General features: G+C 46.6%; 24 protein-coding genes and 2 tRNA genes. 4 read left to right on the forward strand and 22 right to left on the reverse strand.

The genetic code is table 11. From position 1 onward, the window contains the following. From BLQ79_RS08360 to BLQ79_RS04180, 19 genes are all read right to left on the reverse strand, one after another. The coding region (locus BLQ79_RS08360) for a transposase-like zinc-binding domain-containing protein (RefSeq protein WP_456151361.1) at positions 1-183 on the reverse strand (183 nt) is incomplete at its 3' end. Between the two features lie 302 nt (positions 184-485). Continuing rightward, positions 486-562: transfer RNA gene (locus BLQ79_RS04095), tRNA-Arg, on the reverse strand. Positions 563-566: 4 nt separating this feature from the next. Further along, a tRNA-Pro gene (locus tag BLQ79_RS04100) sits at positions 567-642 on the reverse strand. A gap of 60 nt (positions 643-702) precedes the next feature. Further along, positions 703-1,140, reverse strand: coding sequence for a RuvC family protein (locus BLQ79_RS04105; protein WP_091364150.1), 438 nt, complete (start codon positions 1,138-1,140; stop codon positions 703-705). Continuing rightward, positions 1,137-2,327, reverse strand: a complete 1,191-nt coding sequence (locus tag BLQ79_RS04110; RefSeq protein ID WP_091364152.1) for a DUF3084 domain-containing protein — start codon at positions 2,325-2,327, stop codon at positions 1,137-1,139. The genes BLQ79_RS04105 and BLQ79_RS04110 overlap by 4 nt, the downstream gene beginning before the upstream one ends. A gap of 42 nt (positions 2,328-2,369) precedes the next feature. Then, the gene (locus BLQ79_RS04115) at positions 2,370-3,455 is read right to left on the reverse strand and encodes an LptF/LptG family permease (protein ID WP_091364154.1); all 1,086 of its coding nucleotides are present in this window, start codon (positions 3,453-3,455) and stop codon (positions 2,370-2,372) included. Between the two features lie 41 nt (positions 3,456-3,496). Next, a complete protein-coding gene (gene lptB, locus BLQ79_RS04120) occupies positions 3,497-4,219 on the reverse strand; it encodes an LPS export ABC transporter ATP-binding protein (RefSeq protein WP_091364156.1) in 723 nt (240 codons plus the stop codon). 40 nt (positions 4,220-4,259) lie between these two features. After that, positions 4,260-4,979: an LptA/OstA family protein gene (locus tag BLQ79_RS04125; RefSeq protein ID WP_091364158.1), complete on the reverse strand. Its 720-nt coding sequence runs from the start codon at positions 4,977-4,979 to the stop codon at positions 4,260-4,262. Continuing rightward, positions 4,980-5,516, reverse strand: a complete 537-nt coding sequence (gene lptC, locus BLQ79_RS04130) for an LPS export ABC transporter periplasmic protein LptC (RefSeq protein WP_091364160.1) — start codon at positions 5,514-5,516, stop codon at positions 4,980-4,982. Further along, positions 5,509-6,528, reverse strand: coding sequence for a lysophospholipid acyltransferase family protein (locus BLQ79_RS04135; RefSeq protein WP_091364162.1), 1,020 nt, complete (start codon positions 6,526-6,528; stop codon positions 5,509-5,511). Before BLQ79_RS04135 ends, lptC begins: the two co-directional genes overlap by 8 nt. A gap of 58 nt (positions 6,529-6,586) precedes the next feature. Then, positions 6,587-7,102: a KdsC family phosphatase gene (locus BLQ79_RS04140; protein WP_091364164.1), complete on the reverse strand. Its 516-nt coding sequence runs from the start codon at positions 7,100-7,102 to the stop codon at positions 6,587-6,589. Continuing rightward, positions 7,102-8,070 (reverse strand): KpsF/GutQ family sugar-phosphate isomerase, encoded by a 969-nt coding sequence (locus BLQ79_RS04145; protein WP_091364166.1) that lies wholly within the window; start codon positions 8,068-8,070, stop codon positions 7,102-7,104. Before BLQ79_RS04145 ends, BLQ79_RS04140 begins: the two co-directional genes overlap by 1 nt. A 129-nt stretch (positions 8,071-8,199) precedes the next feature. Beyond that, a complete protein-coding gene (gene kdsA, locus BLQ79_RS04150; protein ID WP_091364168.1) occupies positions 8,200-9,024 on the reverse strand; it encodes a 3-deoxy-8-phosphooctulonate synthase in 825 nt (274 codons plus the stop codon). Further along, on the reverse strand, positions 9,021-9,755 hold the full coding sequence (kdsB, locus tag BLQ79_RS04155) for a 3-deoxy-manno-octulosonate cytidylyltransferase (protein WP_091364286.1): 735 nt from the start codon (positions 9,753-9,755) through the stop codon (positions 9,021-9,023). Before kdsB ends, kdsA begins: the two co-directional genes overlap by 4 nt. 18 nt (positions 9,756-9,773) lie before the next feature. Then, on the reverse strand, positions 9,774-10,874 hold the full coding sequence (lpxK, locus tag BLQ79_RS04160) for a tetraacyldisaccharide 4'-kinase (protein ID WP_091364171.1): 1,101 nt from the start codon (positions 10,872-10,874) through the stop codon (positions 9,774-9,776). Next, positions 10,871-12,193, reverse strand: a complete 1,323-nt coding sequence (locus BLQ79_RS04165; protein WP_091364173.1) for a 3-deoxy-D-manno-octulosonic acid transferase — start codon at positions 12,191-12,193, stop codon at positions 10,871-10,873. Before BLQ79_RS04165 ends, lpxK begins: the two co-directional genes overlap by 4 nt. Before the next feature lie 2 nt (positions 12,194-12,195). Beyond that, positions 12,196-13,956 carry an ABC transporter ATP-binding protein gene (locus BLQ79_RS04170; protein WP_091364175.1) on the reverse strand — a complete coding sequence of 587 codons (1,761 nt, stop codon included), beginning with the start codon at positions 13,954-13,956 and terminating at the stop codon, positions 12,196-12,198. Next, positions 13,953-15,092, reverse strand: coding sequence for a lipid-A-disaccharide synthase (lpxB, locus tag BLQ79_RS04175; RefSeq protein WP_091364177.1), 1,140 nt, complete (start codon positions 15,090-15,092; stop codon positions 13,953-13,955). The genes BLQ79_RS04170 and lpxB overlap by 4 nt, the downstream gene beginning before the upstream one ends. Before the next feature lie 3 nt (positions 15,093-15,095). Continuing rightward, entirely contained in the window at positions 15,096-15,908 is an 813-nt protein-coding gene (locus BLQ79_RS04180) for an LpxI family protein (protein WP_091364180.1), read from the reverse strand. 398 nt (positions 15,909-16,306) lie between these two features. Between BLQ79_RS04180 and sstT (BLQ79_RS04185) the strand changes: the two genes are divergently transcribed. After that, the gene (gene sstT, locus BLQ79_RS04185; RefSeq protein ID WP_091364182.1) at positions 16,307-17,557 is read left to right on the forward strand and encodes a serine/threonine transporter SstT; all 1,251 of its coding nucleotides are present in this window, start codon (positions 16,307-16,309) and stop codon (positions 17,555-17,557) included. A 273-nt stretch (positions 17,558-17,830) separates the two neighbouring features. After that, positions 17,831-19,051 (forward strand): serine/threonine transporter SstT, encoded by a 1,221-nt coding sequence (gene sstT, locus BLQ79_RS04190; protein ID WP_091364183.1) that lies wholly within the window; start codon positions 17,831-17,833, stop codon positions 19,049-19,051. A gap of 904 nt (positions 19,052-19,955) precedes the next feature. Here the strand turns inward: sstT (BLQ79_RS04190) and sstT (BLQ79_RS04195) are convergent. After that, entirely contained in the window at positions 19,956-21,176 is a 1,221-nt protein-coding gene (sstT, locus tag BLQ79_RS04195) for a serine/threonine transporter SstT (RefSeq protein WP_091364184.1), read from the reverse strand. A gap of 561 nt (positions 21,177-21,737) precedes the next feature. On the opposite strand from sstT (BLQ79_RS04195), the gene BLQ79_RS04200 reads away from it, so the two are divergent. Together BLQ79_RS04200 and BLQ79_RS04205 are read left to right on the forward strand one after the other, a co-directional pair. Then, complete coding sequence (locus tag BLQ79_RS04200) at positions 21,738-22,280, forward strand: hypothetical protein (RefSeq protein WP_091364186.1); 543 nt, start codon at positions 21,738-21,740, stop codon at positions 22,278-22,280. 126 nt (positions 22,281-22,406) lie between these two features. Further along, positions 22,407-23,270, forward strand: coding sequence for an alpha/beta hydrolase-fold protein (locus tag BLQ79_RS04205; RefSeq protein ID WP_159427839.1), 864 nt, complete (start codon positions 22,407-22,409; stop codon positions 23,268-23,270). 408 nt (positions 23,271-23,678) lie between these two features. Here BLQ79_RS04205 and BLQ79_RS04210 read toward each other — a convergent pair whose 3' ends face one another. Then, positions 23,679-24,335: a recombination protein O N-terminal domain-containing protein gene (locus BLQ79_RS04210; protein ID WP_091364190.1), complete on the reverse strand. Its 657-nt coding sequence runs from the start codon at positions 24,333-24,335 to the stop codon at positions 23,679-23,681. Further along, positions 24,310-25,635 (reverse strand): hemolysin family protein, encoded by a 1,326-nt coding sequence (locus tag BLQ79_RS04215; protein ID WP_234944919.1) that lies wholly within the window; start codon positions 25,633-25,635, stop codon positions 24,310-24,312. Before BLQ79_RS04215 ends, BLQ79_RS04210 begins: the two co-directional genes overlap by 26 nt. Between the last annotated feature and the right edge of the window lie 22 nt (positions 25,636-25,657).

Below are 25,657 nucleotides of genomic sequence, written 5' to 3' on the forward strand. Positions count from 1 at the left end.
TTCCTTTTGCACATTTTTACCAAACAACCATTGTTGAAATAGTTCAAAATCCTTCAGGTTACTTCTATTCTTACAAGAAAAAACGGTCTGGCAGTTTTCACAATGCCAACGCTGACTTCCTGCCTTTGTCTTCCCATATTTATGACAGGGAAACCCACAATAGGGACATCTTATTTTTCTCATAAACTCCTCCTAAAACACATTTAAGTCCTGATAAAAAAATAAAAGCCTATTTCTCCAGTATTGGCAAGGGTTTTGAGACTTTTTACCAACACGTTTTGTCCACCCTTATAAATCTTTTCAAAAAAAAATAAATGCCAATGAAGCCCGATAAACACTGGCTCCATCGGCATTAAAACCAACACGAAATGTCCTATATCCCAAGTTTGCCGCATAAATTGCACAAACAGTTAAAAAGCAGCGTCGTTATCTGGCGCTGCCCATTAGTTGTAATAAAAAAACGTGCCTCAACGACACGTTTTCTCTGGTGTCCCAGGAGAGATTCGAACTCACGACCCACCGCTTAGAAGGCGGTTGCTCTATCCAACTGAGCTACTGAGACATAATGGTCGGGGCAGCCGGACTCGAACTGGCGACCCCCTGCTCCCAAAGCAGGTGCGCTACCAACTGCGCTATGCCCCGTGACACTTAAGTATTTTAGACCATAAACGTTAAAGTGTCAATAGTCTTTTATAAATCCAATTATCTGGTTTTCTTATGATTGATACTTTCAGCTTTAATACACCCCAGAAATATGCAGCCGATTATCCACGCCACATAGTCATCCACCGGTACGGGTATGGTGCGCATCCCTGCCGGAAGCAACCGGTTCCACCCATGCGGCCTGTTTTCCTTCCAATACAGCCGTTTTCCCATTTCTGTGGTGTATTTTTCATTTACAAGGGAAACCTTAAGTGATGAACCAGATTTCAGCAAAGCCTGTTCCACTCTCTGTTTCAGTTCCTGGTGATGTGTTCCATTCCCCATGACTACAGCTCTGGGATTATATACGGACATTATCCTGTCCACCACATCCTCCAGGGTATCTGTTGGGATAATCTTCTTTTTGAACAGAGTCCCATCTTCATTGACAAGAGCCGTTCCGGTCTTTTCTGAACCGGGATCTATCGCAAAAATCATTCTTCCACCTTTTCTACATGCACATCGATAACCAGTGGGCCTTCCGTATAAATATCCCTCTTAGCCACGGCTGTGAGTATGCAATTGCCACCATATTCATTGACCTGCCGGATGACATCGGTTAATTCCTGCGCATTAAGCTGTCCTATATTCCCTGTCAGCGGATCAAAAAGTACGCCTTTATCACGTGCCAGGCGGTTTACATCATGCAGGAACATGAGAATCCGGCCCTGATTATTAGCGCCTTTATCATAGGACGACAGGGGAGCAGAAAGGATTACCGCCCCACTGTTGAATATTTTCCTGTTATCGTAAATAGCGAAATCCACAACTACCGGTTCCCCTACCATGATATTTCCGGCAGATACGATACGGACCACTTTGTCCGATTTGGAATTTACCAGTTCTGAGGCCGCTTCCTCAAATGTGTTCTGGGATACCCGCATAACGGTTGCGTTCTTGTCCTTAACATTCATCCGCGTGCGGAGATCTGTATTCACATGATTAAGCAGTGCATCCAGCGCTGCGCTGGCCTGTGTTCTGGACAGACCGGCACCAATGATTCCGGTTCCAACGACCTGTCCTGTGCGGTATACCACGGTCCCTTCACGGATTGACGCGATATTATTCATCAGGCTGGCTCTTTCATGATCAAGCTTTTTAATGTTGCCATTCAGTTCATTACGTGTCTTTTCCAGCTTATCAATTTCAGCAGCAGAAGCGTTTACGTCAGTCTGTGCCTTGTCATAGGCCTTCTGAACAGAGGACAGTCTGTTTTCCATGGACGCGCGCTGGGATTCTACCTGATCCAGCTCTTTGGACATCCCGATAGCCCGCTCGTTCATCTTATTGTACTCATCCGTACGCCTTGCCAGGAGCATTTTCCCTTCATCCAGCTGTTTATTCTTGTCCGCGATTTCACGGTTCAGTTCATTCATTTCTCCTTTGAGCTTGTTAAGGCCAAACAATGCTACGCGTATATTTTCATTGACCACCGCCATAACTGCCACAGTAAAGAAGGAAATCAATGTCCCTGAAATAATAGTAACAATGATGGACGTATATTTAGGCCGGAGTCCAAACAGGGTGAGTCTCTTTTTCCCAACTTTGGAGCCAATCTTATCCCCCAGAAAGGCAATCAGACCACCCATTACCATCAGCACAAGAACAATAATAATACCCAGCATACAATGCCCCTTTTACAGATTATGAATAAAACCGTCTTACCCTTAACGGGAAGCGCGGCGAATTAACAGGACCCCCGTAATAAATGCAATAATATTTGGAATCCAGATGGAAAGCGCCGGTGGAATCACATGGCCTCTTCCCAGTGCTCCGGCAAAAGTCATCACTGCATAATACAGGAAGATAATAACTACGGATATACCAAACCCAACAGAAGAAGAAGATCTCTGCTTCTGCACTCCCAGTGGAGCCCCCACCAGGGCAAAAATAAAGCTGGCCAGCGGCAGAGAAAAGCGCCGGTTCATTTCCATGACCAGCCCGGTCGTATCCGCATGCGCTGATTCAAAGGCCTTAACCTGCTGAGCCAGTTCGCGGATTGTCATTTCTTCTTCTTTCTTCTGATCTTTCTGAATCTTATCCGGTGATTCAGCGTAATTAATCACCTGGTTGGAAAAATGCATCATACGATCGACACCTTCTGTCGTCAGATCGTAAATCACACCATCCTCCATTACCCAGTTTCCATTCTTCCATTCCGCCCGGGGCGCGTTTTCCATGCGCACCAGGTTTTCATCCTGGAATTCCTGAATCGTAATGTTGGAAAGTGTCTTTGCCTTTGGATCATATTTACGTGCGTACAGGAGATGAACAATCTTGCCATCCTGTACATCCCTGAGAACCACATGGTCGGTAACCCCTGGATTCATGTTTCTCTTTATTTCTACATTAAGGACCAGCTGGTATTCGTGGTTGGCCCATGGAACTACAAATTCATTAAATGCCACCGCGCCGATACTGATGATGAACGCGGTAATAAACACCGGCATAGCCAGTCTGGTAAAGCTCTGCCCTGCCGAACGCATAACTATCAGTTCGCTGGATCCGGACAATTTGGAGAAACACATGAGGGACCCTAATAACACGGCCATAGGAAATGTATACACAACAATACTGGGGAGTGCCAGTATGAAAATCTTGATAGCTGAAGTAACCGATGCTCCATATTTAGTTACATATTCGGCAATCTTCAGTAATGTATCAGATCCTACAAAAATAGCGGTAAATGCCGCTACGCCAAACAGAAAAGGTCCCATAAACTGCTTTAATATATATTTATCAAGTATGCGCATTGCCTGATCGGCCCTTCCTAAATCCTTCTCACTCTCACCGGCTATAAAGTAAAATTATCGCCCAGATAAAATTTCTTAGCTACCGGGTCCACGGCGACTTCGTCAGCCGTACCTTCCAGAAGTATCTTCCCTTCTGAGAGGATATATGCCCGGTCGACTATGTGAAGCGTTTCTCTTACGTTATGGTCAGTGATTAAAATGCCAATTCCACGGAGTTTCAGCTGGCTTACTACCGACTGTATGTCCTCAACTGCCAGCGGATCGACCCCGGCAAAAGGTTCATCCAGCAGGATAAAGGAGGGATCCATGGTGAGTGCCCGTGCGATTTCCACACGGCGGCGTTCCCCGCCGGATAAGGCACTGCCCTTGGTATTACGCACATGATTAATGTGAAATTCATTTAACAGTGACTGTGCCTTTTCTTTTCTCTGCTCCGGCGTCAAATCCTCACGCGTTTCCAGAAAAGCCATAAGATTATCCCATACGCTAAGATCTCTGAATATAGAGGCTTCCTGTGGAAGATAACCGATTCCAAACCGATGCCTCATATGAATCGGCATATCGGTAATTTCAGCTCCATCCACAGTAACCTGTCCTTCATCGGGTCGGATAATACCGACAATCATATAGAATGTCGTGGTCTTTCCGGCTCCGTTCGGTCCCAGGAGGCCGACTATTTTTCCCTGTTCCACGGTGACATTCACATGGTTCACGACGGTGCGTTCCCCATAAGTTTTCACCAGATCATGTGTTTCAATCTTCATACGTTGCTGCCTTTATATAATCCACTGCTACCCTTCCCTTTTATTTGCTTCCACTGGTATTAGTGATAGTCAGTGTACTGCGTCCATTGGTTTCCACCGTCTGATTGTCATCCCTGAGAATCAGTTCTGGTCCGGCAAAGGTATTTCCGTTCTGTTCCGCTCTGGCATGTCCCTTCAGGTACAATACCCCGTCATTCTTATTCGGTGTCCGGGTATAAACTGCCTGATCACCATAGGCGGTCAGCTTATGCACTTCACTGGTCATATGCACTCCGCCATCTCCAAGGATACGAATAGCTTTGAGATTGCCATAAATATGAGGAGCAGTCACTACGCCATCCTCAGTGGATACATAGCCGTTCCCCTGAATATTGCCATCCCCAGTGTCCGGATTATATGTGACATCGTCCCCCTTCAGGATACGCTTTTCCACCCGTTCATTAATAACCACATGGCCGACTGCATGAACGGTCTTATCCGAGTACAGGTCGACTTTGGACGCATCCATGGTCGTCTGTTCCTTCACATAGTGGACGCCGCCTTCCAGATAGGCACTGCGGTCTTCGAAGCGATATTCCCCGCTCTTGCCGGTGATAGTAGCCCCCTGGTTGGCGTGAATGACCACATTGCCTGAAGCGGAAACAACTTTGGTCTTTCCATTATATGTAATAACATCTGCCGTAATGTCATCAGCTGACGCCACTCCGGCACCAGCCAGTGCGAGGCAGATTCCTATAGCTGCTATAATGCCTTTTTTCATTTATTTCCCTTTCTCCTTTAAAGATGCATGTCCCTTTGCTGTAACCACCTGCAGGACTCTGTCCGCAGTAAATGTATCCGCTGTGAGTACTTTCCCATCTTTTACCAGAGTAAACTGCTTGTCTGTGGAAAGAATCTGCGTCTTGCCATCATACTTTAAATTATCTGCATCAAGAACAGCTCCATCTTTCGTGGTTCCATGTACAGTTCCGGTAAGAGTTACCGTCTTATCCTTTCTGTGAACTGTTCCGTTATCGGCCTTAATGGTCAGTTCTCCCTGATCATTCTTAAAATAACCTTCCACATTTTTCAGATGGGCTGTATCTTTATCTGCATCAATTTTAACATTAGCCGCTTTCAAATACCAGACAACCTGCCCTTTGGCTTCTTCCCTCATATCCATATTGCTGAAGGTAACTATGGCATCATCCGGTGCAGCACCTTTCTGTTCCGCTTCATCCCCCTGAAAGAGGAAATAAATTCCTGCCGCCATGGCAACAATTACCGCCAGAACAATATACGGGCGATATTTATTCATTTTCTGACTCCTTCTTAGCGCTGGCCAAATGTATTAATTCCTGTACTTTATCTTCCGGATAGGATAATCCGTCAAACACAGTCCTGATATCTTCAGGGCTCATTACAGCAAGCATCCTCACCTTTTCCGGCCCTGTCCAGAACAGATGCTGGAACCACAGCCAGTCCGCAGGATATTTCCGGATAACCTCTTCCATAATTGAGGCCATCTTCTGAGAATTAATCAGCAGATCCTTCTGCGCATTCCCCGTACGCTCATAGTGAAAGGGCTTTTCAAAGTGAATAACATGTCCCTTCCCCGATTCATTTCTTACGATAAACAGGGGCAGGATGGGGGCATCAAACCGGTCAGCAAAGACCGCCGGCCCCTGCGGGAAGGAAAAGAACCGGTTCATGAATTTTACAGGAACCCCTACTTTATTCCCATCTTTATCCGAGAGGAAGCCCAGAATATAATTCTTCTTCATAGCCCTGGCTGCCGCTATCATTTCGTAGCCGCCGGTACCGGTAAGGAAAATGTGCTGCCCTGCCATAGCCCGGTAATCGTTAATGATGGACATAAGCACATCATCTTTCTGCTTTTTGCCAATAGCTGATGTAGGGAATCCATGAAGCGCCATACCCGCGCCCAACCATTCCCAGTTCCCCATATGGGCCGTAAGACCTACAATCCCCTTACCTTCCGCATAGCACGCCTTCAGATATTCCGGATGGGACAGGCCTATATAGTCATCGATATGGTCTTTTTCCCTGACAAGCCGCGGCATGTACAGCATTTCCATGGCTGACATACCTATATGCTGGTATACCTTATGAAGCAGTTTTTCCGCCTCGGCCCTATCACAAGAAAGCCCGGTCTGAATCTGTTCCAGTCCACGCTTTTTCTGTTTGGAAATACGTTCCATAATGACCGGTCCGAGGAATTTCCCTATTTCAAGAATATGGTCATAAGACATGGAGCAAAGTGCATTGCTCAGGCCTTTTAACAGGTGATATTTCAGTGTATCTGACACAGCCTTTAGTTCCTCTCCAAAACAACATGTTCACATACATAATCACCCTTACCGGCAATCATGCGTGCAAATAAAAATCAAGTACTTCCTGCCAGCGTCCCTGCCCGCGGACAATAAATTCCATGAACTCCCGGGCAGCCCCTTCCCCACCGGCTCTTGAAGCCACAAAATCGGCTCCTTCTTTCACATCGCGACACGCGTTGGCCGGAGCGCCAAAATATCCGGTCTTCCCAATCAGCGGGAGATCATTGATATCATCTCCCATGTAAGCCGCTTCATCCAGGGAAAGATTGAATTTTTCGCAGACCGTATGCAGCGCATCCAGTTTTCTGCCACATTTCATAGCCAGGTAATCTATATGAAGCTCATCGGCCCGCGCCTGAACCATCGGCGATTCACGGCCGGTAATAAAAGCCACTTTATAGCCCAGCTTCCTTACCAGGTTGATTATCATACCATCCTGCGCATTAAATACCTTTAATGCTTCTCCCTGTGGTCCAAAATACAGGGCCCCTGTAGTCAGAGTCCCATCCACATCAAAGCAGAAACATTTTATCCGGCTGAGATCCTTCATTATACAACCCCCTGTTTCAACAGGTCGGTAATGTGAAGCATGCCAACCGCCCGGCCATCCTTAACCACCGGAAGTACGGTAATGGGATGCGGAGCATGTTTTTCCATAACGTGAAGCCCCTGCGCTGCCAGCTTATTCGGTTCAATGACCATCGGATGGGCGGTCATAACCTTTTCCACGGCGCAGTCAAGGAAAGAAGTTCCCTGTTCCAGGCCTCTGCGGACATCCCCATCGGTGAGAAGTCCTACCAGATTGCCTTCCTTATCGACCACATTGACCGCTCCCAGCCCTTTGTCTGTCATAATAAACAGGGCTTCTTTTACGGTGCTGTCCATTGGGACCACCGGATTATCGCTGCCTTTATGCATAACCATTTCTACCGTAAGCAGAAGTCGTTTCCCTAAGGAACCGCCAGGATGGAATATAGCGAAATTATCTGCCGTAAAGTTATGGCGCTCCATCAGGCACACAGCCAGGGCATCCCCCATGGCCAGTGCTGCTGTGGTAGAGCTGGTAGGTGCCAGTCCCAGGCTGTCCGCTTCCTTTTCTACGCCGCAGTCCAGTACCACATCTGCGTTTTCCGCCAGTGTGGAGGATGTCTTTCCCACCATGGCGATAAGATTTGCGCCTATACGGCGGATGGATGGAAGGATATTGATAACTTCCGCTGTTTCCCCGCTGTTAGAGTAAGCAATCACCACATCTTCCGATGTAACCATACCCAGATCCCCGTGAATTGCTTCGGCAGGATGCATAAAGAATGCAGGTGTTCCCGTGCTGGCCATAGTAGCCGCCACTTTTCTGGCAATATGCCCGGACTTGCCCATTCCGGTTAAAATAACCCTTCCTCTGGCTGATGCAATCATATTGACTGCCATTTCAAAACTATCATCCAGTTTTTTCTGCAGTCCAAGTACAGCGGCTGCCTCTTCTCTGAGAACTCTGGATGCTGTATCAATAACAGACATGATACCCCCTGATAAACAATGAATTACTGATTTCTGTTACGGCTGCAACAGAAAAACATAAATACACACAAATTCATACTTTTATTATAATACACGTACAGAAATTATGTGTGTCGCCGCGCCACGGTTTTACTTATTTCGGCCTTTGACTACATTATCAATGGCAATCAGGTCTTTCAGGAGATCTTCCAGAGAGGACAGATAGAGCATGTTTGTGGAATCCGAAAGTCCTTCCGGAGGATTATCATGAACTTCCATAAAGAATCCATCCACTCCGGCTGCCGCTGCCGCTCTGGCCAGATAAGGAATGAATTCCCTCTGTCCGCCGGTAGAGGTTCCCATACCCCCCGGGAGCTGTACACTATGGGTAGCATCAAAAATCACAGGATAGCCAAACTGTCTCATTATCGGGAAAGATCTCATATCCACTACCAGGTTATGATAGCCAAAGGATACACCGCGTTCGGTAAGGGACAGGTTAGGATTGCCGGCCGCTTCCATCTTCCCTAATACATTTTTCATGTCTTCCGGAGCCATAAACTGCCCCTTCTTCACATTGACCGCCTTGCCTGTCTTTGCCGCATTGTATACCAGGTCCGTCTGACGGCAGAGGAATGCCGGAATCTGAAGCCAGTCAAGTACTTTAGATGCCGGTTCCAGCTGGCTTACATCATGTACATCGGAAAGAACCGGTACCTGCAGTTCCTTCTTGATAGCGGCCAGGATTTCCAGGCCTTTTTCCAGACCAGGACCGCGGAATGATTTAATGGAAGAACGGTTAGCCTTATCATAAGAAGCTTTGAAAATATACTGCACGCCAAGTCGTTCACAGATTTTTTTGATTTCACGCCCGATCATCAGGGTACGTTCGTAGCTTTCAATTACACATGGTCCTGCAATCAGGAACAGACGGCTTCCGTCCAATGTCAGATTTCCTACCTGAATAGGTCTCATTTGTTTTCTCTCCTTTTAAAATAAGCCTCGGCCCTTGCCAGATCGGCTTCCGTATCAATACCGATATCTTCTGATTCTGTCTGAATCACTGCAATATGATATCCCATTTCCAGTGCCCTGAGCTGTTCCAGAGATTCTGTCTTTTCCAGCGGTGTCTGTTCCAGCTTCGCATACTGCAACAGGAAATCCCGTCGATAAGCATAAATCCCTACATGCTTCAGCGGCGGTACCGCAAAGGCATGACGCGGATAAGGTATGAGGGACCGGGAGAAGTACAGTGCTTCGTCTTTCTGGTTAAGGACAACCTTTACGGCTGTATTATCCTCATATTCTGATTCTTTTAACGGCGTAGCCACAGTGGCCATGGCACAGTCTTTCTTCTCTATAAGTACACTGGCCAGACGGTCGATGACATTCGGATCAATGAGAGGTTCATCCCCCTGTACATTGACAATAATATCGTAATCCGGATATTTTTCTGCCACTTCCGCCAGGCGGTCCGTTCCGGTCGGATGGTCAGGAGAAGTCATAACCACCCTGCCACCGAAGCGGAGAACTTCCGCCTCAATATCCTTATGGTCAGTGGCCACTATACAGATATCCGGCACTTTGGCCTGTATAGCCCGTTCATAGACTCTCTGAATCAGCGTTTTCCCGGCAATCAAGCGAAGCGGTTTCCCTGGAAGACGTGTGGACGCATATCTTGATGGAATAATACAAGCAATTTTCACCATATTCATTCTCCCTGATTACACTCCGAATACCCGGGAAATCAGCTCATTCATACACTGTTCCCCGTCTCCTGTAAATTTCATTTCTATCTTTAATGCATACAGAGGTATTTCAGAAGCTTCTTTTATTTTAACAATATCCTTCTCCGTAGTCAGCAGGATTTCCGCGCCGGTTTCCCTGGCTCTTCGTTCCGCCGACCGGATATCATCCACCGTATAGTGGTGATGATCCGGAAAATACATAGTCCCTGTCACAGTGATTCCCAGTTCTTCCGCAGTCCGGGTAAAGGAATCCGGATTCCCTATACCACACAGAAGGAATGCCTTTCTTCCGCGACCTTCTTCCGCTGATACTTCCTCTTTCCTCTTCCAGGCATGATATTCAATAATCCCTACGGGAGTATGATGAGATTCCACCACCGGGGCCTTCGGGTGGATTTCCCTGATTTTCCGGATAATTTCCTGTTTTTCCTTTTCTGTGACCTGATCACTCTTGGTAAGCACAAATACATCCGCCCGCTTCATACAGTCCAATGGTTCTCTGAGAAGTCCTCTTGGCAGCAGATGCCCGGCCCCAAAAGGATTTGTGCAGTCGATAAGCACTATGTCCAGGTCTCTGTTCAACCGCCAGTACTGAAATCCATCATCCAGAAGAAGAACATCTGCTCCCATGGCTATGGCTTTTTCAGCGGAGGCATTACGATCCTTTCCCACCAGAACAGGCACATGAGGCATTTTGACAGCCATCATATACGGTTCATCCCCTGCTTCTTCCGCAGGAAGCAGAACCTGGTTCCAGTCCGATACGATGCCGCCGTTTTTTTCCAGCTTTCCCCGATAACCCCGGGTCAGTACAGCCGGTCGGTGTCCAGACTGCTTCAGCATCCCTGTCAGACGGATGATACACGGGGTCTTCCCGGTTCCCCCTGCAGTCATATTGCCTACACTGATAACCGGAATAGAAACCGTTTCCGCTCCGGCCATTTCCTTCTGCCGCCGGGAAATCACACCACGTCTGTATAAAGTTTCCAGTGCTGACAGCATGCCCAGTATCAGCGTGCCGCCCACACCGGGATTTTTCTCTTTCTGCAGCCTGAGAATATAGGATTCTACGCTCATTTGTGTCCTTTCAGCTGAACATGATATTCAGCAAGCAGTTTTTCAAATGCCGCAATATTCCTTCCTGTCGCCCCCTGGTTTTCACGGACCACTTCCAGAGCTACCTGCCCCATCTTCTGCATCTTCTGCCTGTCGGCCAGAAGTGCCAGCAGTTCCTCTTCAAAGTCTTCCGGAGTATTGCACATAATGCAGACGCCTCGTTCAGAAAGCAGCTTGAATATTTCCTTAAAGTTAAACATAAACGGTCCTACCAGAACCGGTTTTCCATGGGCTGCCGGTTCCAGAATATTATGTCCGCCTACACGCACAAAACTGCCGCCTACAAATACTACATCCGCCAGGCTGTACAGCCGGCCCAGTTCCCCAATGGTATCAAGGATGACAATCTGATGAGCGGAGCCGTCATCGGATTCTGTTCCCATTTCCGAACGACGGATAACCGAATAGCCAAAATGATGAATCAGGAACTTGACAGAAGCGGCTCTGGTAATTTCACGGAGGGCAAGAAGCAGTTTAGCATCCGGATACTTTTTAAGCACCCGTTCAAAAGCATGCATAACGATTTCTTCTTCCCCGCTGTGCGTACTTCCTGCCACAATGATTGGGCCGGAACCGGTAAAACGAAATTCCTTTCTCAGCTGCTGTTTTTCCTTTTCCGATACTTCTGCATAGGTCTGATCATATTTGGTATTGCCTATAACGGAAACTCTTTCTGGCCGGGCCCCCATTTTAATGATGTATCCTGCGTCATGAGCTGACTGCATACAGAATTTCTGAATCTGATCCAGCATCTTTTCCGTTACCGGCTTAATCAGAGAATATCTCTTCATAGACCGATCGCTGATACGGCCATTCATCATCATGACCGGAATATGGCTCCGGCTGGCAATGCGGAGGAAGTTCGGCCAGAGTTCCGTTTCTATAAGGATGATGGCCTTAGGTTCCACAATACGGACAATACGGTTGGTAATCACCGGAAGGTCAAACGGGAAGAAAATATGTCCATCCGCCTCCGGGATAATCCGCCGCGCCATGCGATGCCCGGTAGCGGTAACCACGGAAACCACTACCATTTCTTCGGGATATCTTTTCTTAAGTTCCCTTACAATAGGGCTGGCAGCCACTACTTCCCCTACGGAAGCCGCATGAACCCAGATGGCATGATGATATGCTATTTTCTGCAGTGTCGGAGTCGGCATGACACCGGCACTCTGTTTAAGACGTTCATAAAAACCTTCTTCAAAAAGAAGACGGTAAATCAACAGCGGAATCTGCAGTATCCAGTAGGCTACAAGACAGATGTTATAAAACCAGTACATTCTTATTCCCCTTCCGGTTGTTTCGCTGACATTGTGTAAAGTTCATAATACAGTCCATGGAGCGCCATCAGTTCGTCATGTGTTCCCTGTTCTGAAATGCGCCCCTCGTTAAGAACAAGAATATGATCGGCATTCTTAATGGTAGACAGTCGATGGGCTATTACGAATGCAGTTCTTCCCACCATCAGTTTATCCAGTGCATCCTGTACTACCTTTTCGCTTTCTGTATCCAGCGCGGAAGTAGCTTCATCAAGCACAAGGATCTTAGGATTCTTCAGAATGGCACGGGCAATGGAAATACGCTGACGCTGTCCGCCGGAAAGGACAACCCCCCGGTCACCGGCCATGGTTTCCAGTCCCTGAGGAAGATTCTTAATGAAATCTTCCGCGTTGGCCGCCCGGATGGCTTCCCAGATTTCTTCTTCTGTAGCATCCAGACGTCCATACAGGATATTATTCCGGATAGTTGTGTTAAACAGCATAGTATCCTGCGGTACCATCCCGATAAAGTCACGAAGAGAGCTCAGGGTTACGTCCCGGATATCCACACCATCGATGCGTACGGCACCGCCGGTAACATCATAGAAACGGGGAAGGATATTGGCCACTGTGGTCTTCCCCGCGCCAGACGGTCCTACCAGGGCAATGGTTTCCCCTGGATTAGCCGTAAAGTTAAAATCGTTAAGTACAGGATGTCCCTTTACATAGTAAAAGGCTACATGGTCAAACTGTACTACCCCCTTGGTAATCTTCAGATCTGGCGCATTTGGCTTTTCCATAACTTCCGGCTTGGTATCCAGAATGGCAAATACACGGTCAGCAGCAGCCAGGGATTTCTGAATGTTACCTACTGCTTCCGCCACACGTTTTACCGGATTGGCCAGATTGATGGCATACATAAGGAAGGCAATCAGTTCCCCGCTGGTCATAATGCCATCAATGACGGATACCCCTCCGTACCAGATAATGGCTGTTACCGCGAAGGCAGAGAAAAATTCCACAAACGGAGTCATCTGGCTCTGCTGCCGGATGGTCCTTACCGTAGCCTTGAAATTGGATTCATTCACCTTATCAAACCGCTTGATTTCAAAATTCGTACGGTTAAAACTGCGGATAATCCGGACACCCTGAATAGTTTCCTGCAGCATGGCTGTTACATCAGCCAGCCGTTCCTGCACGGTACGCCCGCTGTTGTGCAGCTTTCTTCCAAAGAAACGAATCGTACCGGTAACCAGAGGAACAATAATCAGGCACAGTACAGTCAGTTTCCACTGAAGATAAATCATGGACACAAAGGAGCCGATAAATATGGAGCCTTCCTGTACAAGGGACACAAAATTATCTACGATGGCTGTCTGCAGAGCCGATATATCATTGGTAAGATTACTCATGATTTCACCGGTTCTTCTGCGGTCATAATATGACACTGACAGCTTCTGCAGATGTCTGTACAGAGTCCCTCGCAGGTCAGTAATAACCCGCTGCCCCATATACCCCATAAGATAACGATGTCCAAATGTGGTTATACCGCGAATCAGGAAAATAACGAGAATCGCCACAATGACCAGATACAGCATGTGCAGATTCTTGTCGGTGAGTACCTTATCCACCACATCTTTGATTACCCAGGGGAGGATAAGGTTGGAGCCTGCTACAAACAGCATGCAGACTACGGAAACAAGCAGTATTTTCCAGTAGGGCCACAAATAGCTCAGCAGCCGTTTATAGCTGCCCAGTTTATTCTTTTTCTTTTCTACGGTCATTCTTTTCCTATCCTCGCTGTGTTTAAAATTAATTCCCCGGTACGACGCACAGCACCGCTATCCCCCAGTTTACTACGTACTTCCTTCAGTTCCTGAATATTTTGCTGCCGCTTCGTTTCGTCAGTAATCCAGGCCCCCGCGATTTCCACAATATGCTCCGGTGTTACCGCATCCTGAAGAAGTTCCGGTGTCACTTCCCGATTAAGCAGCAGATTCGGCAGACCGGCATATTTTACATGCACCAGATGCTTTGCCAGGAACCAAGTGACCGGTGCCAGTTTATATACCAGTACGGTAGGAAGTTCCATCAGTGCTGTTTCCAGTGTGGCCGTCCCGGAAGAGGCTATACAGGCCGTACAGATGGACATGAGGTCATACTGATGCCCTTCCGTAATGGTGACTGAGATATCCCCTTCCTGCTCAATCAGACTGGTAAGCATCTCTTCAGGAATGGTCTCGGCCCGGGGCATAAAGAACTGACAGTCAGCCATTTTCATAAGCTGTTTCCCCGCCCTGAGCATTACCGGAAGGAGATCACGGACTTCGTTTTTACGGCTGCCCGGCATAAGCAGAATACGCTTTGCTTCCTTCCGTGCGCCAAAATGAGTCATAGCTTCCTGCTCTGTCATCACTGGATGCACGGTATCTACCAGCGGATGTCCTACAAAAGTAACGTTGGCTCCCGCCTTTCTGTACGCTTCGGCTTCAAAAGGGAAAATAGAAGCTACACAGTCCACATCTCTGACAATATTTCTGGCGCGTCCCTTGTTCCATGCCCATATGGTAGGAGCAATGTAGTAAACCACAGGTATACCCATCTGGCTTACCATATGCGCCAGTTTCATATTAAACCCCGGATAGTCCACACATACAAAAACATCCGGTTTCTCTTTTTCCACTACCCGGCGGATGTAATCGCGCAGCCGGAAAAAAAAGGGAATATGTTTAATGATTTCCACAACCCCGATAACTCCCAGGTTTTCAATATCATAAACAATCCTTACTCCGGCTCGTTTCATGGCCGGGCCCCCCATTCCCAGCATTTCGATATCCGGATGATTCTTTTTCAGCTCCGCGGCAACCGCTGCGGCATGCATATCTCCGGACGCTTCTCCGGCTGAAAACATTATTTTCATCATTTATTCCTGTTCTACGGCAAGGATGACGATTCCTTTTTTATCCGCTTCTTTCAATACTTTTTCTTTCTCCGCGAAAATCGTACGGTATGCCTCTATCGCCAGTACCCTGCATCCACTTTCTTCCATGGATTTCAATGTGGTCAGTCCGACGGCAGGCACATCAAAACGCGGGTCCTGATTCGGCTTGGCGGTCTTTACGACCACTGCGTCGCCCCGGGCCAGCTGTCCTCCTCGTTTAATGCAGGCATCCGTTCCTTCTATAGCTTCTACCGCCATAACGGCCTGGTTCTTGACCACTACGGTCTGCCCCAGATCCATTCCCCCAATCAGCTTGGCAGCCTTGAATCCAAAAGCCACATCCTTAAGCTGCTGTTCCGTCGGTTTCTTTCTGGTAAACACTCCCGGCCCCGGCATCATGGGTTTCAGATATTTGGTCTGATCCAGTACATGAAGTCCATCTTTAGCCAGTTCATCCACAATGGCCAGCATGATGGTATCATCTTTCCGGTTATGAAGTTCTTTCAGTACACGCAGCGCGCGCAGGTCCGGCAGATGCAGACCTTTGAAAAGCCATTCCTTGGTAACCTTACCCAGCATAGTTACTTCAGTAACATGCTCAGCTACCAGTGTTTTAATTATCTTATTTATTTTAGCTACATTAATATCGTAATAGATATCAGCCAGCTGTTTCAGTTCCGGACTTACACCTGGAATCAGGGCGATACAAACCACTTCATATCCCTGCATCTGTACCGCTTTTATGAATTCCACCGGTAAAGTACCGATACCTGCGAGTAATCCAACTCTTTTCATAAATTCCCCCTGAATTAAACAATCATCTTATTATTTTACCATAAGACACACCGTATTGGGGAATATACTCCACTGGCTGTTATGATTTCCCGTTACACCTTAAATTTTCTGCCCCCGTACCGGAAAAACATGCCCAGGTGCCCGCCTGTCTTATCACCAAGTGCAGGATTTTTCGGATAATTAGTTTTTTATTTACCTTATATATTTGGGGTAATTCCCCACTCATGTTTCATATATTACCTTTTTAGATAAGTATACTTGAAACAGAATAAGTTCATCTAACCTGTCATTTTTTATATAACTATTCATTTTAGTCATAATATGTTGCATTTTATGTTATCGAATAGTATACTATCACATGTAATGTATATACCATTTCTTTATTGGAGGGTTTAAAATTGTTTACTAAAATTAAAGAGATCTTGATGTCAGTTTCCCTCATCAAGCAAATCGCAGTCGGTCTTATTGTAGGTATTTGTATTGCCTGCTTTGCTCCGGGCTTGATTCCAGTTGCTTCTATTTTCGGTGATTTTTTTGTTAAAGCACTGAAAGGAGTGGCCCCTGTACTGGTATTCTTCCTGGTAATGAATGCTATGCTCCAGAAGAAGAATGACAGCAATGCTTCCATTAAGCCGGTTATCATGCTTTATTTCATCACCACATTCCTGGCAGCTCTGGTCGGGGTATTCTCTTCTTTCATGTTCCCTACCACACTGCAGCTGCAGACCGCTCAGACGCAGGTCGCTCCGCCAAGTGGTATTGCTGAAGTTATTCACACCCTGCTGATGAATATAGTAGACAATCCGGTAAATGCGCTGGTTAACGCCAACTATATCGGCATCCTCTCCTGGGCCATCATTATCGGTATCGCCCTCCAGAGTGTTGCCAGTGAAGCCACCAAGGATTGCCTTGATGATCTGGCACGCGGCATGACCAAGGTGGTTACCTGGGTTATTCATTTTGCTCCATTTGGTATTATGGGTCTTGTTGCTGAATCCATTGGTTCCAACGGGCTGTCCACCCTGCTTACTTACGTACACCTGCTGGCTGTCCTCATTGGCGGCTATGCCGTTGTAGCACTGGTTATCAATCCGCTGGTAGTTTACATCAACACACGTCAGAATCCATATCCGCTGATTTTCTCCTGTCTCCGTGAAAGTGCCGTATACGCATTCTTCACCAGAAGTTCCGCTGCCAATATTCCAGTCAACATGGCACTGTGCAAACGCCTGGGCCTCAACCCGGATATTTACTCCATTACCATTCCGCTGGGATGTACCATCAACATGTCCGGTGCCGCTATCACCATTTCTGTTATGGCACTGGCTGCCGCTCATACCCTGGGGATTGCCGTTGACCTTCCTACGGCTCTGCTTCTCTGCATCGTTTCCGCTATCGGTGCGGCAGGTACTTCCGGTGTAGCCGGTGGTTCCCTGCTTCTGATTCCGGTGGCCTGCGCATCCTTCGGTATCGGCAACGATATCTCCATGCAGGTAGTAGCCGTTGGTTTCATTATCTCCGTTCTCGAAGATTCCTGCGAAACCGCATTAAACAGCTCCAGTGACGTAGTATTCACCGCCACTGCAGAATATGCTCAGCGCCGTAAGAACGGTACCCTCCGTGCAGAAGACATGGTTCCGAAAAACTAATCAGTAAATCTCATCTTTCCTTAGAAATCCCAAAGTGGATGACAACAGCTATCCCTGTTGTCATCCACTTTTTTGTTTGCTCTTCCCCTCCATTTCTCTGTAAGATATTCCGAATCAGTTCAATCTTTTCTCATATATGACATATTGTCATTTGTTAAATGAATTATAATCATGTATTCTTTACATTGTCTTATTACATCACATTTCTTCAGGCAGATGCCTGTACATACCATTACATAAAGGCAAAACGTATTACCTGGTTAGGAGACATTAATGAATTCAATGATTATTTCTCTGATTAAGCGGATTCCTCTGATAGAGCAGATTGCAGCAGGGCTGGTCATAGGCATTATTACCGCTGTATTCTTCCCTTCGGCTGTACCGATATTCTCCATTTTCGGGGATGTCTTTGTTAAGGCACTGAAAGGGGTTGCTCCGGTCCTTGTATTTATTCTGGTTATGAATGCCATGCTTCAGCGTAAGAAGAATGGCAATACCGCCATGAAACCAATTATCCTTTTATATATTCTCAGCACATTTGCTTCCTCTTTGATTGGGGTAGGCATTTCTTTCCTCTTCCCGACCCGTCTGCTGCTCAAATCAGCGGGACAGGCCGCCGCAGCGCCCAGCGGTATATCGGAAGTATTATATAACCTGATTATGAACATTGTGGATAATCCGGTTCATGCTCTCGAAACAGCCAACTACATCAGCATTCTTGCCTGGTCCATAATCATAGGTATGGCACTGCACACCTGCGCTTCGGATACCACTAAAAAGGTATTTCAGGAACTGTCCGAGGGAATTACCCGTGTAGTTACCTGGGTCATCCATTTTGCTCCCCTGGGCATTATGGGACTGGTCACAGAATCCGTAGGAGCCAGCGGCCTGTCCGCATTACTCGGCTACGCCCGGCTACTGGTCATCCTGATTGCGTCCTACTCCATGGTGGCCCTTATCGTCAATCCCATTATCGTCTTCATTAAGATTCGCAGAAATCCTTATCCTCTCATATTTACCGCACTTCGTGAAAGCGGTCTGTACGCCTTCTTTACCCGAAGCTCTGCGGCCAATATTCCGGTCAATCTGGCACTTTGCAAGAAACTCGGCCTGAATCCAGATACCTACACCATCTCTATCCCGCTGGGTGCCACAGTTAATACAGCCGGAGCGGCTATCACGATTTCCGTGCTCTCTCTGGCTGCCGCATATACACTGGGCGTAGTTGTGGATTTCCCCACCGCGTTCCTGCTGTGTATCATTTCCACAATAGGTGCCTGCGGTGCATCCGGTGTAGCCGGAGGCTCTTTGCTTCTGATTCCAGTCGCCTGCGCATCCTTTGGTATCGGCAATGATATTTCCATGCAGGTCGTTGGGGTAGGTTTCATCATCTCCGTTCTGGAAGATGCCTGCGAAACAGCTCTTAACAGCTCCAGCGATGTAGTATTTACCGCCGCTGCTGAATGGGGCGCCAGAAGAAAGCATACAGCATAATCATAACAGGCCTGATATAACATACATAACAGAAAAGGCCAGGTAAGAACAACTCATGTTCCTGCCTGGCCTTTTCAGCTGCTCATTTCCTCCCTGCCGGCTTGTATATTCTCTTCTGCGCCTTACTTTTTCCGGTCACTTTCTCTGAAAGCACAGGAAAATTCCCTTTCCATGTTTCATGCGGCCTGTTTTTTTTATCACAATTCCCGCTGTTCTCTCTGTCCCGCCTGCGGACAATGAACCGTCTGCCTGTGTCCCTGCTTTTTACAGATATATTCCATCGCCTGATTTATGCTCCTTTCGTAAAAGGATTCATCCTGCTCATCCCGGACTGACCATCCCGCGATATAGTAGTTTTCCTGCCTGTCCCTTGTGTGATTAACAGATTTTCCTCTTCCGATAAGGTCATTTCCCCATAATTATCCTTATATCTCCCAGATTATCTCTCTCGCAAGATCAATATACGCCGCCGCGATACGTCCCCGCAGGGACCCCGATATGATTTTCCGAACCCCTGTTGTTCATCTTCACTCCAGTACAACCATAGAAAATCCGGGCCCCAGAATCTTCTGATTTTCCTGTTTCATCCATTCTTCCACTTATTCCATGCGATTCCAAATCCTTCTTATCCCCCGCTGTTTCTTTTCCCTGAACAAAATACCTTACCCTTCATTTACCTGTTATGCCATAAGCTTTCCGGTTGCCAGAAAGAAATAAATTCTCTATATCCGTGATAAGTCTTTATCTTTTCCTGTTTCCATGGCAGATAAAACAGCAAAAGAAAACTCCCCTTTTTCGCCATACCGACCAGGAGAAACCACATAAAAAACGGCCTCGCGGAAGTCATTATCTTTTGACCTCCGGAGACCGTCAGTAATCATATTCTGTTCAGCTGTCCGTTATTTCATGCGGCGTGCTTTCTGCGCTGTGCCAGTTCAGCTGTAGCGGTAAAGAGCACATCGCTGGAGCTGTTAAGAGCTGTTTCGCAGGCATCTTCCAGAACGGAGATGATGAAACCTACCCCAACAACCTGCATGGAGATATCATTACCGATACCAAAGGATGCGCAGGCTACCGGAATCAGAAGCAGGGATCCACCGGCAACACCGGATGCACCACAGGCACCTACTGTGGATACAATACACAGTAACAGGGCTGTTGGGAAATCAACTGCAATTCCCAATGTGTGAGCTGCCGCCAGGGCAAGAACGGAAATAGTAATGGATGCCCCAGACATATTAATGGTTGCCCCCAGCGGAATGGAAATAGTATAAGTATCCGGATTCAATCCCAGCTTCTTGCAAAGGGCCAGGTTTACCGGAATATTGGCTGCCGAACTTCTGGTAAAGAATGCATACAGGCCACTTTCACGAAGTGTAGTTAATACCAGAGGATATGGATTCTGATGTGTATTAAAGAATACAATCAGAGGATTCATCACCAGTGCAACCAGGAAGTACGAACCAATGAGTACAGCAAGAAGCTGTACATAGCCAAGCAGTGCAGACAGGCCGCTGGCTCCTACAGACTGAGCTACCAGCCCCATAATACCGAGTGGTGCGAAATGAATAACCCAGGTAACAACACGGGTAATTCCCTGTGATAAATCCTGGAAGAAAGCCTTAGTAGAATCACTTGCAGAAATATGAAGAGCAATACCGATAATCAGCGCCCAGGAAAGAATGCCGATGTAGTTGCCTGTTGCCAGCGCGTTAATCGGATTGTCTACCACGTTCATGATTACATTGTGAAGCACTTCCGCAATGCCGCTTGGCGCTTCAACCCCCTTTTCCGCCACCTGCAGCTGAAGTGTGGTCGGGAACAGGAAAGACATCCCTACCCCTACGAGAGAAGCACAGAATGTACCAATCACATAAAGAACAATAATCGGCTTCATCGAAGTGTCAGCGCCGCTCTTTCTCTGAATCATAGCATTCATAACCAGAATGAATACCAGAAGCGGTGCAACACCCTTCAGCGCCTTAACAAACAAATCTCCGAAAATTCCCAGGAATGGGACAGCGCCCGGAGCTAATACGGCCACGGCAATACCGATGACCAAACCTACCGCAATCTGCTCAATAAGAGGTATTCTCTTTAGCAGCGATTCAATTGCCTTAAACATAAAGATTTCTCCCTTCGAATAAACTAATCTGACAAAAGTGCTGTATGAGGAAAAACCTTTTGTCTTCCTGTTTGATATGGTTAGTATACATGATTATGCGTCATTTCACAAATGACATTTTGTCATCAATAATCATATGTTTTCCTTTAGTTTCATATAAACATAGTATTAATCAAATATGTTTATGGCTTTATCTGCTATTTATAATTAATAAGTACACACTATATAGTGGTCTTTTCGTATTAAAATATCAATCATAAAACAGGCATAGCTAGTAATGCAGACTCATTTAATGCCACCATGTTCCCCCATCTCATGTTATTTTTCTATAAGCAAGAGATAAGAGTAAAAAATTGTACATTGCCATATCATTTCTCTTCCCGTGGTGTTTAAATATTCAAAACCTCAACCCCTTCAACGGGTTGAGTTAACAGGAAAGGACTACTATATATGAAAACTTCCATAAAAACAGCATTATTTCTTTCATTGACCGTTCCATTATGGTTTGAATCGGGGCACCAAATAGCCTGTGCACAATCGATAGAAACTACTCCCGCTGCATTGATCAGCACAAAATCTGCTTCCACACTGCCAATAATAACGAAAGAGTCCGCCGATCAGGCTATTCAGGATATCCGGGCCATAGGCTTTGTTGACACGGATGGTTCTAAATTAAAAGCTATTGCTGTTCATTACAATACAGATCTCCAAGGCGCAGACATAGATGCATCTACTTATACTATCCATGATTACGGCATGACACTTTCAAAAAATGACCTTACCCAGGGCACCAATCCTGGCATTATCACAAAGGTATCCCTTAATGACAAGCCTGAAATTGCCTCCTGTTCCAAATCCCACGGTTCCTATGTAATTATTGAGACCAATACAGATTATCAGGGAAGCCGTTTCCCCCGCTCCTATGCGATTACTATGGCTGCTGATGTAAAACAGGAAAAACCGCTGTATCTGAAAGATAAAATCATTACTCCATCCATAAAGGGAGCCTCTAATTACACAGAGCAATCCTATGTCGGATATGATCCCAACACCGGAAAAAATCGTGCCCCTGAAACCTATGATTACGCTAACGCCGGTACATAGACCATTGCCGGACTTGAAGGCTATCAGTTACACACCATTGAAAACGGTACCGCCTTTCATGCCACCCATTGTTTTGACGAAGCCAATGGGAAATATTGGGATTTTAATCTACCGTATGCCATTTATGTGCCTAAAGACTATAATGCCCATAAGCGCTACGGACTCGTCCTGCACATTCATGATGCAGGTTCCATGAGTTCTGACCCCATGTTGACACTGACTGAATCACAGGCTGCTGCTAATTTTGCATCGGACCAATTCCAGAACGAAGCTAAAAAACGAGGACTGGATGGAGTTATTATTGTCTGCCCGGCTATCACCGAATTTTACGACATGGATAAGGATAATCCTCATTATTCGTTGCGCATGGCCAGAGATAACTGGACGCTTAGCTGTGCGGCCCCAGCCATCTGGGAACTTATGGATTATATAACAGCAAACTATTCTATTGACAGAAACCGCATTTACGGAAGTGGACAGTCTATGGGCGGCATGACTATTATGGCTATGGCTGCCCAGCGTGATAACTATTTTGCCGCCCTTCTCCCTATGAGCTGCAAATGGGGAAACAACTTCAATAAAGATTATCCTTTTGATGGTACGGTCTATTACAATGCCCCTGCCGACGGGAACATCATCTGGAAAACCGATAGTGATGGTCATCCGGCCAACTATAACAACTGGTTCTATATGATTTCAGACGATAATATTCTCTACCTTAATACCGCCAATGAAAATATTGAATATCGCCTGTTGTACAATGATCTGCAGGGAGTAACCATCCCCACTGCAGAACTGGTGCTGGATGAAAATACCACCCCTGAGAAGCGAAACAAAGTGATTTCCGAGCTCACCAGAATGCCAAATAAAACAGGAATTTATGAGGCAGTCCTCAGTGGCAATGTCAGCCATATGTCAGCCTGGTTCTATGGCCATGGTACACCAGCCTGCTATACCTGGCTGCTCTCACAGACAAGAAAACGGAAATAGCCCGTCCCAAACTGCCTCTTGATCGGCCATTCGTTTTAGCAGATGCACAGATTCACACGGAAGATCGCATTTTTTCGCAGGACCGTCAAAATCCAGAAAAAGTAAGTTATTATCCAACGGGAAAACACGGTGCAGGCACCGAAGGCTATAACTCTGGTTTAACGGCTCTGGGATCCGACGAAACACTGGCTCCCGGATGGAAGCCTCAGCCATAAGAAACCATCCCCGCCCCTCAGACTATAATCAAAGAGTAAGCTGCAATCGCAGAATAAATTTCGTATATTCACTGTCTGGTGGTTCCAACAAATTCCTGGAAAATCAGACAAACTAAAAATCCGCCAGAGACTCCATAGTATGTTTCTCTGGCGGATTTCTTTATATGACTTACCGCTTATTATCATCTGTAGCTCAAATCATGCCCGTAAAAGCCAGCTTGACCTTCATGTCTAAATCACAGTATTGCCGGATAAAACCATTGATATACTGCACCAGTCCTTTGTAAGCCCTGAGAGGAATCTGCTCCGGCGCATCCGTTCCCCAGGAATAAAGCACAAACTGTTGCAAAAGATGAGATGCCGCTGGTGAGAGATTAAGCTGTTTCTGTGGTTCTTCCGCACAAGGATTATATCCGGCACAAACCAGCAGCTGCACTGAGGCCATGCAGGCACAAATAGATTTGTTCCGCTTGCGCGCTGTGAGAGCCGCCCGCCCCAGTACTTTCCATGCCCGGACATCTCCCTCTGCCGGAGGAAACAGAGCTGCCGTAAGCTCACTGATAAAATACCAGTTAGACATATCCTCATATCCAAGAGACATCATGTCTAACAGAATATTGCCCTCATATTGCGTCATCATCAGAAAATCTGATGATTCACGCATAGTAAAAGTAATCAGTGCATAGGGAACGAGACATCCGGTTCCATATCGTTTCACTGAAGCAGGGGATACAAACAACCGGAGAGTTCCACTTTCCCGGGTAAACACCTGCAGAATCCTGCCACCGGTGCCTGCTTTTCTTACAGAAAGGACAATGCCTTCCTTATTCGTGATTCTCTGTCTCTGCATCTCCCGGCTTCACCTCTTTCTGTGGAGCAACCGGTTCTGCTTTCACCCGGCGGATGCGCAGTCCATCCATACGTATGACTGTGAATTTCCAGTTACTGAACTGAATGGAATCACCAATACGGGGCACATGTTCCAGTTTTGAAAAAATACGTCCACCAATAGTGCTGGCACTTCCGCCTTCTTCAAATGGAATCCCCAGACAATCTGAAATATCATCCAGTATGACCATACCGTCAAATTCATAGGTACCATTGTCATGCCTTACAATTTCCTTTGGTTTGGCTTCTAAATCTTCAGGTATTTCCCCTACCAGTTCTTCTACCAGATCTTCCAATGTTACCATACCCACCGTACCACCGTATTCATCCACCACAACCGCAATATAAATACGACGTGTACGCATAAGCTGTGTGAGGGATGAAGCTGACATAACCTCAGGGACCATAAGGATTTCATGAATTATCCCCTTTACGCTCTTTTCTCTATGAAGATAACTTTCCATAAAATCCTTTACATGAACAAAGCCCAGTATATCATCCTTGTCTTCCCGGCAAACCGGATACCGGGTATGTGGCGACTTAGATATCTTTTTTCTGAGACTCTCCATATCATCTTCTACATAAAGAACCGCCATCTGACTTCTTGGAATCATGACATCTTTTACCAGCAATCCGAAGAAGTCAAAACTGTTTTTGAGCAGCATGTTTTCTGATGCATTCAATCGTCCGCCGCGATGGCTTTCCTCTACAATACATCGAATCTCATCTTCAGAATAGATGAAATTTACCTTATTATAGAAGTTCCTGTTCCTCTTTTTGAAGACACTTCTTACCAGGAAAATTCCCGGAGTAACCAATGGTCGGAACAGGGACAGGAGCAGCCGGATAAACCAGGTATGAGCTGCCAGGACCTCCAGCGGCCTGTCCAATGCCTCAGCCTCCGCATATTCCAGTACCGCTATCCAGTATACCAGTGCCATGATTACATAAAACAGGATACAGACAGCACACAGGATTCCTGTCCGTGTGTTCACCAGCAGCCCGGACAACAGACTCTCCCCGGCAGCACCGACTTCCCAGGTCAGGCAGGCAAATACAAAGGCTGCGACCACAGCCCCTAACTCAGTAACTGCCAGAACCATGTAGGAATGATGATAAAACCCCTCTACCTTTGCAATCAGTTTCTTATCCTGTTCCTCATTATCTTCAATATATTTGCGTCTCATTCTGGCAAACGATACGTTGGCCCTTGTACTGAGAATTCCCAGCCAGGCAGTTATCAGCATACCTGCCAGATACAATCCTATTAACTCCGCAGGAGTA

It is taken from the genome of Dialister histaminiformans, from assembly GCF_900103425.1.
Taxonomy (GTDB): domain Bacteria; phylum Bacillota; class Negativicutes; order Veillonellales; family Dialisteraceae; genus Allisonella; species Allisonella histaminiformans.

Bases quoted from the DNA above. Each gene is read 5' to 3' on its own strand.
- sstT (WP_091364184.1), bottom strand. From the start codon at position 21,176: ATGTTTAAGGCAATTGAATCGCTGCTAAAGAGAATACCTCTTATTGAG.
- BLQ79_RS04145 (WP_091364166.1), bottom strand. From the start codon at position 8,070: ATGTCTGTTATTGATACAGCATCCAGAGTTCTCAGAGAAGAGGCAGCC.
- BLQ79_RS04115 (WP_091364154.1), bottom strand. From the start codon at position 3,455: ATGCGCATACTTGATAAATATATATTAAAGCAGTTTATGGGACCTTTT.
- BLQ79_RS04170 (WP_091364175.1), bottom strand. From the start codon at position 13,956: ATGACCGTAGAAAAGAAAAAGAATAAACTGGGCAGCTATAAACGGCTG.
- BLQ79_RS04140 (WP_091364164.1), bottom strand. From the start codon at position 7,102: ATGAAGGATCTCAGCCGGATAAAATGTTTCTGCTTTGATGTGGATGGG.
- lptB (WP_091364156.1), bottom strand. From the start codon at position 4,219: ATGAAGATTGAAACACATGATCTGGTGAAAACTTATGGGGAACGCACC.
- kdsA (WP_091364168.1), bottom strand. From the start codon at position 9,024: ATGAGACCTATTCAGGTAGGAAATCTGACATTGGACGGAAGCCGTCTG.
- lptC (WP_091364160.1), bottom strand. From the start codon at position 5,516: ATGAATAAATATCGCCCGTATATTGTTCTGGCGGTAATTGTTGCCATG.
- BLQ79_RS04210 (WP_091364190.1), bottom strand. From the start codon at position 24,335: ATGCAGAGACAGAGAATCACGAATAAGGAAGGCATTGTCCTTTCTGTA.
- lpxK (WP_091364171.1), bottom strand. From the start codon at position 10,874: ATGAGCGTAGAATCCTATATTCTCAGGCTGCAGAAAGAGAAAAATCCC.
- BLQ79_RS04180 (WP_091364180.1), bottom strand. From the start codon at position 15,908: ATGAAAAGAGTTGGATTACTCGCAGGTATCGGTACTTTACCGGTGGAA.
- BLQ79_RS04165 (WP_091364173.1), bottom strand. From the start codon at position 12,193: ATGTACTGGTTTTATAACATCTGTCTTGTAGCCTACTGGATACTGCAG.
- BLQ79_RS04105 (WP_091364150.1), bottom strand. From the start codon at position 1,140: ATGATTTTTGCGATAGATCCCGGTTCAGAAAAGACCGGAACGGCTCTT.
- sstT (WP_091364183.1), top strand. From the start codon at position 17,831: ATGAATTCAATGATTATTTCTCTGATTAAGCGGATTCCTCTGATAGAG.
- BLQ79_RS04110 (WP_091364152.1), bottom strand. From the start codon at position 2,327: ATGCTGGGTATTATTATTGTTCTTGTGCTGATGGTAATGGGTGGTCTG.
- lpxB (WP_091364177.1), bottom strand. From the start codon at position 15,092: ATGAAAATAATGTTTTCAGCCGGAGAAGCGTCCGGAGATATGCATGCC.
- BLQ79_RS04125 (WP_091364158.1), bottom strand. From the start codon at position 4,979: ATGAAAAAAGGCATTATAGCAGCTATAGGAATCTGCCTCGCACTGGCT.